We start from the raw sequence: 10777 nt of genomic DNA on the forward strand, positions 1-10777 counted from the left end.
AATTGCGGTTATACGTTCCGTAGGAACGTTTGATTTATAAAAGAGAATCCTGTTTATAAAACCAGGTGTTCCTCTGGAACACAATGCAAAATGACATATTCTTTTTCTACCAACCAGATATTCCTACGGAATATTAAATTATAACTCGTTGCGGTAATTATTATAATCTTAATTACACTTTAAAAATCAGTTTCTTTTTGTAAAAAATCCATAAGATAAACGACCAGAAAACAGCATAAGATAAAGCATAAACGAGTGATGCATTTAATGGGTTTTCAAAACAAGGAACAATTCCATGATTATAAATATACGCTTGAAGGCCAATTTCTTCGCCAGCTTTTTCAGGATCGGCTACTTTTATACCGCTTAAAACCCTCGGAATTATTCCAGAAAAGAAAAACACAATCATTGGATTTACACCCCAGATCAGGAATAATTTAGTCCATTTTTTATGTCCTTTAATGTCAATTATATAATACAAAAGCGTTAAGCAAATTGTAGCAATTCCAGCTGTGTATAAAACATAAGAACTTGTCCAAAGTGATTTGTTAATAGGGAAGAAGATGTTCCAAAACAAACCTCCAATTACTAAAGCAGTTCCTGCAATGGCGGTCTTTTTTACGATTTCCATTTTATCAACAGATAAGTTTAACAGCTGACCAATGTACATTCCTAAAATTCCAGTTCCAATGGCCGGTAAAGTGCTCAAGATTCCTTCTGGATCCCAAGTTTTAGACGATGCCCATAAATGACCGTTTAAAAGTGTATCGTCTATCCAAGCGGCAAGATTGGTTCCTTTGTCAAAATTAGCAGGACCAAATCCAGGAACGGGAACAAAAGCCATTACAAGCCAATATCCAATTAAAAGTGTAGCTAAAACTAAAAGCTGTGTTTTCAAATTAGTTTTTAAATACAAAATAGAAGTAAAGAAATAGACAATCGCAATTCGCTGTAAAACGCCGGGGATTCTCGTGTCTTCAAAATGTTCAAGTCCGCTAAATGAGAGTGAAATCAAAATCAGAAATACTCCAACGGCAAGAATGGTTTTGACTTTCATTGAAAAGTTTCCTAAAAGGGCATAAGCAACCGCAAAGGCAATTACTAATCGCAATCCTAATAACGGGATTCCTTCTAAGCCAAATAAATGGATTCTGCTGAAAACGCTTAAAAATAATCCTAAACAGAATATTCTAAGCGAGCGAACTAAAATTTTATTGAAAACACTTCCGTCAAAATGTTTTACAGGCATTGCAAACGGAATTGCAGTTCCCATTATAAAAACAAAAAACGGGAAAACTAGATCAGTAGGCGTACAACCATGCCATTCGGCGTGTTCTAGGGGCGGATAAATAGATGACCAGCTTCCCGGATTATTGACAATCGTCATTAAGAGAATCGTAAATCCTCTAAAGACATCGAGTGAAGTTAAACGTTCTTTTGTCATTGGGTTTGATAGTTTATAGTTTATTGTTTATGGTTGATGGTTTGGAGTTTATAGTTTGGAATTTGGAATTTAAAATTTGGAATTTATCTTATAATTGCATCCTGAATAATTTGTTGAATTTCTTCTCTGATTTTTCCTTTGGCTAATTTGTTTTCGTCATTTACTACTTCTGGATACGTTCTATTGGATAGGAACACATACACAATTTCGGTTTCTGGATCTGTCCACGCCATGTTGCCTGTAAAACCTGTGTGTCCAAAACTTGCTTCAGAAACACAGTCGCAAGTTGGTCCGCCTTTGTGTACTCTTTTGTCAAATCCTAAACCTCTTAGAACACCTTGATTTTTGTAATAACACGTATTAAAAGCATCAAAAGTCTGTGGAGAAAAATATTGAATGCCGCCGTAATTTCCTTTTTGTAAAAACAACTGCATCATTTTGGCAACATCCATCGCATTAGAAAAAATTCCTGCGTGACCTGCAACTCCGCCTTCCATTGCGGCCGCCATGTCGTGTACATAACCTTGAATAACTTGATGTCTGAAATAGTTGTCAATTTCGGTTGGGGCAATATTGCTTTTGTCGAATTTATCTAAAGGATTGTAAAGCGTATTATTCATTCCTAATGAACTGAAGAAGTTTTCTTTACTTAGGTCTTCTAGTTTTTTATGTGTTTTTCTTTCTAAATATTCTTTTAAAATGATGAAAGTAAAATCACTGTATTTATATTCTTTTTTTAGAGCTACAGGACTTTCAGCAATGATTTTCATAATCGTGTCATGATAATCATTTCGAATATAAAGACTGTCGGCTACTTTTGTTGTAAAACCATTTTCGGCTATTTTTCGATAGTATTTTTGTGAAGGTTTATTATTACTGTCTAATGTTGCTTTGTAAAACGGAATCCATGCCTGAAGTCCTGCGTAATGATTTAATAGATCTTTGAAAGTGATGTTTTCTTTGTTTGTTTTGGCAAAAAAAGGCAACATATCTTTCAGTTTGGTATCTAGCTCTACTTTGTTTTTATCGTACAATTGCATCACATTTGGCAATGTCGAAATCATTTTTGAAATTGAAGCCACATCGTATAAATCGGTATCTGTGACTTTTTTTCCGTTATCGTAAGTTTGCGCTCCGTACGATTTTTGGAAAATAACGTTTCCTTTTCGAGCAACTAAAACCTGCATTCCTGGTGCCATTTTACCATCGATAGCTTTTTGTGCTACAACATCAATTTTGGATAGAATTGCCGGATTCATATTTACATTTTCTGGAGCTGTAAATGCCAGACGATTTAGTTTTTCGGTAGTTAAACCATCATTTACATGGAAAGCATCATTAATTGAAACAGGTAGTTTTCCTTTGGCTTCAATAGCACCAAAAAGCAATCCTGCCGAAACAACCTGACTGATATCTGAGTTCTGATAAGAAACTACCAATCCTTCAATATCATCAAAATTATTAATAGACAATAACGAATATGGTTTTGCAAAAATGTCTAGAATTACATTGTTGTGTTTTGCAATTTCTTTTAACCAAAGCATTTCTTGTAATGTAAATTCTTGTTTTTCCCAAGCCTTATTTACTTTATGATAGCTGATAATTACCTTGTCAAATTTTTTCAGTTCTTTGTTTAGACTGTCCAGATTGGTGTCTTTCACTTCGGTGATTTCAGTATATTTTTTTAATGTTGAAACAAAAGCGCTGTTGGTATCTTCGCCCAATTTTATGTAAGCAATTTTTTCGCTTAAATCTTTTATCGGAAGAATTTCTTTTTCATTTTTTAAAACCGTAATGGCATTTTCATACAGTTTATAATGTAAAGCATCATTTTGCGACGGATTCAAATCATTATACAAATTATTTAAATCAATCGGTTTGTATTTGTTCAGTCCTGCTTTGTATTTAAAATGAAGAATTTTTTTAACCGAATGTGCTAATCGTTCTTCGGTAATTACTTGCGTATTGTAAGCCTCTTCTAATTTCTGGAAAGCAACTGGTACATTTTCTGGACAAAGCAAAATATCGTTTCCGGCTAAAATAACAGCGATTTCTAAATCTCCAGGGCCTTTAAAATTGGCAGCACCTTTCATCGCCAGACCGTCTGTAAAAATTAAGCCATTAAAACCTAATTCTTTTTGAAGCAGATTGGTTACCACATTATAAGAAGCCGAAGATGGACAATTTGGTTGCGATTCTAAACTCGGAATATTAAGATGCGCGACCATCACAGAAGCTAAACCTTCATCGAATAACTTTTTGTACGGATATAGTTCGACTAATTCCATTCGTTCTTTAGAAAAATTAACGGTAGGCAAAGCATGATGTGAATCTGTTGAAGTATCGCCATGTCCAGGAAAGTGTTTTCCAGTACAGAAAACGCCATTTCCTTGTATTCCTTTCATTAAAGCAAGGGCTTTTTCGGTTACATTGACTTTATCTTCGCCAAAAGAACGGTTTCCAATAATTGGGTTTTTCGGATTGGTGTTAATATCTAAAACTGGTGCAAAATTGAAATGAACGCCTATTCGTTTGTTTTCGGCTGCCATATTTCTTCCCACATTTTCAATTAAACTTAAATCCTGAATTGCGCCCAAAGTCATATTCCAAGGATAGCGGTATGTAGAGTCCAATCGCATGGCTAATCCCCATTCGGCATCGATTCCGATCATCAAAGGAACTTTTGCTTTTGACTGATATAAGTTGGTTAATTTCGCCTGACGAACTGGTCCGCCTTGGAAGAAAATAACGTTTCCTATTTTATAATCTTCAATCAATTTACTAATCTGATTAACGTGTACAGAATCTTTGTTGGAATAGGCAGAAACCATAAACAATTGCCCGATTTTTTCCTGTACCGTCATTTTACTGTAAATGCTGTCAACCCAAGCCGTTTCTTTATCAGAATCTTTAAAGAAGGTTTTTTTCTCTGAAGTGTTTTTTTGTACGTAAACAACAGTATCTTTTAAAGGAATATCCTTTTTATCCTCTGTTGCTCCATTATTTTTTTTGGATGCGCAATTGGTAATTAAAAATATAAAAGCGGCGTATAAACTGATTTTTATAAATGGATTTTTCATATCATTTTTTTAAGAATCAGTTTGAGTTTAATGCATTTAAATTCAAATTGATTCATCAATAGTATTAAGCTGAATTAGAAACTTATTTCTTTCTCACTGCGTGAACTGGTTATAAATAATCCTAAATAAGTAATTAATCCGTTTAGTATAATTAACTCATTATCAAAAACATATCCTGCGAATAAAACTTTAGAATATTCATTGATGAAATAGGTAAATAATGGAGAAAGCAAACAGATAAAAGGAACTAATTTGTCGTTTACATGTCTCGATTTTTGGAATAAACCAAAAGCATATAATCCTAATAATGGACCGTAGGTATACGAAGCAACTTTAAAGATCATTCCTACGACTGAACTATCATTGATTGAGTTAAAAATCAGGATGATAAAAAAGATTAAAATAGAAAAACTGATATGTACTAAATGTCTAATTCTTACCGTGTTTTTCTTATGGCTGTTTTCTGCTTTGTCCATACCTAAAAAGTCAACACAAAAAGAAGTCGTTAAGGCTGTTAAGGCAGAATCGGTAGTTGCAAAAGTGGCAGCAATAATTCCCAGTAAAAATACAATTGCAGGAACAAGCGCTAAATGATTTAATGCAATTTCAGGGAAAAGCAAATCGGTTCTTGGTTTTCCGGTAACTAAATCGGTTGGAACAGCGATTCCGTTTTTGTTTGCATAGATATATAGCAACGCTCCAACGCTCAAAAAGAAAATATTAATGATAACAAATATTCCTGTAAAAGTGAACATGTTTTTCTGTGCTTCGCCAATGTTTTTACAGCTCAAGTTTTTTTGCATTAAATCTTGATCTAGACCAGTCATAGCAATGGTTACGAACATTCCGCCCAGAATTTGTTTTATGAAATGGAATTTACTTCCCATAAAATCATCAAAGAAAAAAATCTTAGAATAATTACTGTTTTTTACTTCTTCAAATGCGCTGATGGCACTTAAATCCATTCTATCACAAATGAAATAAATAGTAAGAAAAACAGAAGTAACCAAAAAGAATGTCTGTAACGTATCTGTAATAATAATCGTTTTTAATCCGCCTCTGTAAGTATAAGAGAAGATTAAAAGCAGCGAAATTAAAACGGTAAATGCAAAAGGAATATGATAAAAATCGAAGACAAAACGCTGTAAAACGATTACCACTAAATACAATCTAAAAGCAGAACTAATAGTTCGGCTGATTAAGAAAATTGAAGCCGCTGTTTTATAACTGAAAAAGCCCATTCTTTGCTCGATATATCCATAAATCGAAGTCAGATTCATTCGATAATATAAAGGCAGTAAAAGCTTTGTAATGACGATAAATCCAAGCGCATTTCCTAAAACAAACTGAAAATATTTAAATTGTTCACCACTTGGTGCGCCAACTTCTCCAGGAACAGAAATAAAGGTTACTCCAGAAAGAGCAGTTCCAATCATTCCGAAAGCCACTAAATACCATTTTGAATTTTTATTGGCAGTAAAAAAAGCTTCATTTCCGCTGTCTTTCTTGCTGACTCTGTGTGATATATAGAATAATGTTCCGAAATAAATGATAATAAGGAGAAGGATGGTACTTGGTGTCATTTTATAGTTTTGGTAATTTTTGGTTTTTATGAATTATTTAAAGCTATTGGCTGCAGTTATTTTAACACATAGGAACATAGTTTTTTTTCAAAATTTTAAAAAAGGCGTTTCACTAATTTAAATAAACATAGGCTATACTATGTGTGGAAACTAGTTTCTTTTATTTTCTTTTTTTGACGCAATCCTGAAGCCTCGGAACTATGTTTCTATGTGTTAAATATAAACTAGAAGCTGTTTTTTAATTGACCTGACGGATTTTAGTCTGTCAGGTCGGTGTTAAAAACTCCAAAAAATGATTTTATTCAGCTTTTGAATTTGTATAAATCTATAAAAAGATTTTGATAGTATGTTTTTAGTTTTCCTGGTTTTTGTTGTGAGCTAGAAGTACACCTCTTACGCTTTTATGTTTATGCAGCAATTCTTCGGCAACTTCATATTCAATGGCAAGTTCTTCCATAATCATCTTGATACCACGTTTAACCAATTTTTCGTTAGATAACTGCATATCAACCATTTTATTGCCTTTTACTTTTCCTAGTTTGATCATTACCGAAGTAGAAATCATATTCAGGGTTAATTTTTGAGCTGTTCCTGCTTTCATTCTCGTACTTCCTGTTAAGAACTCAGGACCTACGATCAATTCAATCGGGTAATCAGCTTCTTGAGCGATTAGTCCGTTACTGATGCACGAAATACTTCCTGTTTTAATATTGTGTTCTTTAGCTTTTTTAAGGGCTCCTAAAACGTATGGCGTATTGCCAGAAGCAGCGATTCCGATAATCATATCTAAGCTTGAAATTTCGAATTTTGCCAAATCTTTCCATGCTTGTTCTGTATCATCTTCTGCATTTTCTACTGCTTTTCTGATCGCAGTGTCTCCGCCGGCAATAATTCCGATAATCATATCATGCGAAACACCAAAAGTTGGGGGACATTCAGATGCATCTAAAATTCCGATTCTTCCAGAAGTTCCGGCTCCGATATAAAATAATCTTCCGCCCAGCTGCATTTTTTTGACAATGGCCTTAACCAATTTTTCTATTTTAGGAATCTGTTCTTCAATAATATGCGGAACCTTTTTGTCTTCTGTATTAATGTTTGTAAGAAGTTCTTTCACGCTCATTTGATCCAAGTCTTTGTACAAAGATTCTTGTTCAGTTTCAGGATTTTTATTTTTCATTTTTCTTTTTTTTGATTTTTGAAACTAAAATTTTTCAATTTCAGAATCTCATTTTACATTAATAGTTTGCTGTTTTTGTTTAGAATGGAATTTAATTTTAAAACATAGAAACACAGGTTTTGATTTTTGTTTAAAAAGGTAACCAATCTTTAAAAAAACAAACCAAAGAGAACTACATTTCTGCTAGCAATATATATGTGTGTGTTTATGCTAATGGAACGCTTTTTTGTAGGTCTATCAAAGTCTATGTTTCTAGTGTTTAAAAAATTAAGTCTAAGAGAACTGAATTAGAAATATTATTTATAAATCAGATATTTTGTTCGTATTTTTTTGAAAGCTTCTAGGTCTTTCTGCCAAGTTTTTCTTATTTGCGCTTCAGAAACGCCGCTTTCAATTTGCTGCTGTAATTTTTTTGTTCCAGCCAGTTTGGTAAAAAAGGCATTGAAGAATTTTGTTTTATCGCTCGTATTCTGATACGCTTTAATAAGCCATTTCAGCTCTAATTGTTTCAATTTTGGGTAAGCAGTCAAATCTTCACCAAAACATTCTTTTCCGTTGTATAAAGGATCTTTTGCACCAAAATTTGGTTTCGGAGTAAAACTGAAATTGGTTTTGGTTAAATATGGAGAACCGTAGATTTGAAATTGTTTTTCAGTTCCGCGTCCCATACTCACATTTGTTCCTTCAAAAAGACATAAACTTGCGTATAAATTTATAGACTGGTCATTTGGCAAATTTGGAGACGGTTTTACCAATAAACTGTATGGCATTGTTCTGCTGTAATCTACGCAAGGAATAACGGTTAGTTTACATTGAGCGCCATCTTTCAGCCATTTTTCTCCATTTACCATTTGAGCATATTCGCCTATTGTCATTCCGTGCAGGAGTGGAATAGGGTGCATACCAACAAAACTGGTAAATTCTTTTTCTAAAAGTGGGCCGTCAACAATAGAGCCGTTTGGGTTTGGACGATCAAAAACAATAAGCGGAACGTTATTTTCTGCACAAGCCTCCATTACATAATGTAAAGAAGAAATGTAGGTATAGAATCGTGCTCCTACATCTTGCAGGTCAAAAATCATGACATCAATTCCAGATAACTGCGCTGGTTTTGGCTTTTTGTTGTCGCCATAAAGCGAAATAATTGGCAAGCCTGTTTTCGGATCTTTTCCATCAACAACATGTTCGCCGGCGTCGGCTGTTCCTCTAAATCCATGTTCAGGAGCAAAAATTGTCTGAACAGCAATTTTTTTCTCCAATAGAAAATCAACCACATGGGTTTTGTTGGATAAAATTCCAGTCTGGTTGGTTACAATTCCGACTTTTTTATCTTTTAATAGCGGAAGATATTTTTCGTAATTGTCAGCTCCCGTTTTTATAACAGCGTTATTGATTTCTGCCGAAATAATGGTTTTATTTGGCTGAATGTTTGCCGAATATGACGTAGCATGAAACAGAAATGCTGTAACAAAAGCACTTTTTGCTATAAATTTTATCATTTTAAATACAGTTATTAGTTAAAGACGAATTGGACTAATAAAATTACTATTTTATCGGAGTATATGAATGTTTTTGGCAGATTTGGGGAATCTAAAAACTAACAAGATATAACCTGCATGAATCAGGATTAATTTTTCTATTTGGTCTTTTTATTGGTCACAATGCGTCTAAAAAGAGTATTTTAAAATACTGCCTCCGAAAAGTCTCACGTCGGAGGCAGTTGTATTAGATGTGGTATTTTAGTTTTTACTGAATTACCAGCCTGGATTTTGTTTTAATTCTACACCTTCGGCAGCGTATAAATTAATGTCATTTGTTGGAATTGCACTTAAATAATTTTTTGGCGATACAAATAATCTTGACACACCAGCTGCATAAGGAATTACATATCCTTGCGCATTTACTTTTGTTTTAGAGTTGGTTCCTATTAAAGAAATTATTCTAGCTCCTAAGACAATATCTGGATTAGAATTGGTATCCAAATAATCTCCTTTTTTCCAACGCATAAGATCTTCTTTTCTCATTGTAGTCCAAGCCATAAACTCGATTCTGCGCTCACGGCGAATCTCCCATAAAATTGGATTAACAATTCCTGAAATTTGTTCTAATGCAGTTGTTCTTTGCGGATCATCTATCTGTACGCCATTAGCAGATGCATTTGCTCCATCTGTAGTCAAAGTTGCAATTCCAGCACGTGTACGAACTTTGTTAAGTGATAAATTTAAATCAGCCGTAGTGATTGTACCTAATTCTGCACATGCTTCAGCATAGTTCAAATAAACTTCGCTTAGTGTGAAAACTGGAGCATCAATTTGATTTTGTCCAATTGTGGTAACCTCTGTGCCTGTTGTAGCAGGATTATTATACAATTGGAATACATAACCTGTTATAGATGTTAAACCATTATAAGGTTTATCGGAGTAAGCGTAATCTGCTGTGCTGAAAGCTTTGGCAAATCTTGGATCTCTGTTAGCAAAAGTATTCTCGATAGTGTTATCTCCCAAATATTCTGCATTACCAGTTTGTTTAATAGGCAATCCGTTAGTAGTTACATAGCTTTCTGCAGCAAATTTTGTTAATCCGTTTTGAACTGTAGATGTATTAGTGTAGGCTTGGATTCCATTTCCTAAAACACCTTTGATGTATCTTTTTGTTAAGATTACTTCAGAATTTCCTAATAATTCAACAGAGTTATAAAGTGATTTCCAATCTGTGTTTAATTTGTAAGAGCTGTTATTCATTACGGCTAAAGAGGCGTCTTTAGCTTTCTGAAGGTACGCATTTCCATTTTGAGCCAAATTGTATTTTCTGTAAGTACCTTCACCCAAACATACTCGGCTTAATAATGCATAAGCAGTATATTTATTTACAGTTACATTGTTATCATCAACATTTAGTAACAACGGAATTGCTTCTTCTAAGTCTTTAATTACATTGTCTATTACTTCTGCTCTAGATAAAGCAGGTTTGTAGACATTTGGATCGTTTTGAGCCAAATATTGGTCTGTATATGGCACATTTCCAAACTGTTGTGCCAAACGGAAATAAGTGTGAGCTCTAAAAAACTTAGCAACACCTATGTAGTGATTTTTCTTTGTCTGATCCATAGGAACATTTGGAACTCTTGCTAACATAAGATTGCAACGACGAATCAAAGTGTAATATTCATTCCAGTTTGAGTTAGTTGCATTTGGAGCTGTTGGGAAGTTTGTAAAAACGTTATTAGCTAGGTTGTCATCTATTAACCCAGTTCCTGCATGAAAGTAGAAGTCAGCTGTAGTACCTGCATTATTTCCATACCCGTTAAAGGTATTGTAGTTCAACCAAGAGAATGTTTTTACGTTATTTTCTGAAGTCCAAAAATTGTCATCTGTAAAAACATCTTCAGGTGGTGTGTCCAAAAAATCTGAACAGCTAACTGTAACACTTGCAATAGCAAACAAGGCAACTGTTAGTTTTATCCTAGAGTTTGTTATATATTTTCTCATTT

At 33.8% G+C, this 10777-nt stretch carries 6 protein-coding genes; all 6 read right to left on the reverse strand.

Going from position 1 to position 10777, the window contains the following annotated elements; all coding sequences use genetic code 11:
* Positions 1-172: 172 nt before the first annotated feature.
* The 6 genes from DM397_RS18645 to DM397_RS18670 all read right to left on the reverse strand — a co-directional run bounded on the left by DM397_RS18645 (position 173) and on the right by DM397_RS18670 (position 10775).
* Positions 173-1444 carry an acyltransferase family protein gene (locus DM397_RS18645; RefSeq protein ID WP_111378974.1) on the reverse strand — a complete coding sequence of 424 codons (1272 nt, stop codon included), beginning with the start codon at positions 1442-1444 and terminating at the stop codon, positions 173-175.
* 83 nt (positions 1445-1527) lie between these two features.
* Entirely contained in the window at positions 1528-4524 is a 2997-nt protein-coding gene (locus DM397_RS18650) for a glycoside hydrolase family 3 N-terminal domain-containing protein (protein WP_111378975.1), read from the reverse strand.
* A 74-nt stretch (positions 4525-4598) separates the two neighbouring features.
* Positions 4599-6107 (reverse strand): sodium:solute symporter, encoded by a 1509-nt coding sequence (locus DM397_RS18655; RefSeq protein ID WP_111378976.1) that lies wholly within the window; start codon positions 6105-6107, stop codon positions 4599-4601.
* A gap of 352 nt (positions 6108-6459) precedes the next feature.
* Positions 6460-7287: an N-acetylmuramic acid 6-phosphate etherase gene (gene murQ, locus DM397_RS18660; protein WP_111378977.1), complete on the reverse strand. Its 828-nt coding sequence runs from the start codon at positions 7285-7287 to the stop codon at positions 6460-6462.
* Between the two features lie 296 nt (positions 7288-7583).
* Positions 7584-8786 carry an exo-beta-N-acetylmuramidase NamZ family protein gene (locus DM397_RS18665; protein WP_111378978.1) on the reverse strand — a complete coding sequence of 401 codons (1203 nt, stop codon included), beginning with the start codon at positions 8784-8786 and terminating at the stop codon, positions 7584-7586.
* Positions 8787-9041: 255 nt separating this feature from the next.
* Positions 9042-10775, reverse strand: a complete 1734-nt coding sequence (locus tag DM397_RS18670; protein WP_111378979.1) for a RagB/SusD family nutrient uptake outer membrane protein — start codon at positions 10773-10775, stop codon at positions 9042-9044.
* Between the last annotated feature and the right edge of the window lie 2 nt (positions 10776-10777).

The organism is Flavobacterium nitrogenifigens (genome assembly GCF_003254565.1).
Taxonomy (GTDB): Bacteria; Bacteroidota; Bacteroidia; order Flavobacteriales; family Flavobacteriaceae; genus Flavobacterium; species Flavobacterium nitrogenifigens.

Excerpts from the sequence above, each read along its gene's own strand:
- DM397_RS18665 (WP_111378978.1), bottom strand. The coding sequence starts at position 8,786 with ATGATAAAATTTATAGCAAAAAGTGCTTTTGTTACAGCATTTCTGTTT.
- DM397_RS18645 (WP_111378974.1), bottom strand. The coding sequence starts at position 1,444 with ATGACAAAAGAACGTTTAACTTCACTCGATGTCTTTAGAGGATTTACG.
- DM397_RS18650 (WP_111378975.1), bottom strand. The coding sequence starts at position 4,524 with ATGAAAAATCCATTTATAAAAATCAGTTTATACGCCGCTTTTATATTT.
- DM397_RS18670 (WP_111378979.1), bottom strand. The coding sequence starts at position 10,775 with ATGAGAAAATATATAACAAACTCTAGGATAAAACTAACAGTTGCCTTG.
- murQ (WP_111378977.1), bottom strand. The coding sequence starts at position 7,287 with ATGAAAAATAAAAATCCTGAAACTGAACAAGAATCTTTGTACAAAGAC.
- DM397_RS18655 (WP_111378976.1), bottom strand. The coding sequence starts at position 6,107 with ATGACACCAAGTACCATCCTTCTCCTTATTATCATTTATTTCGGAACA.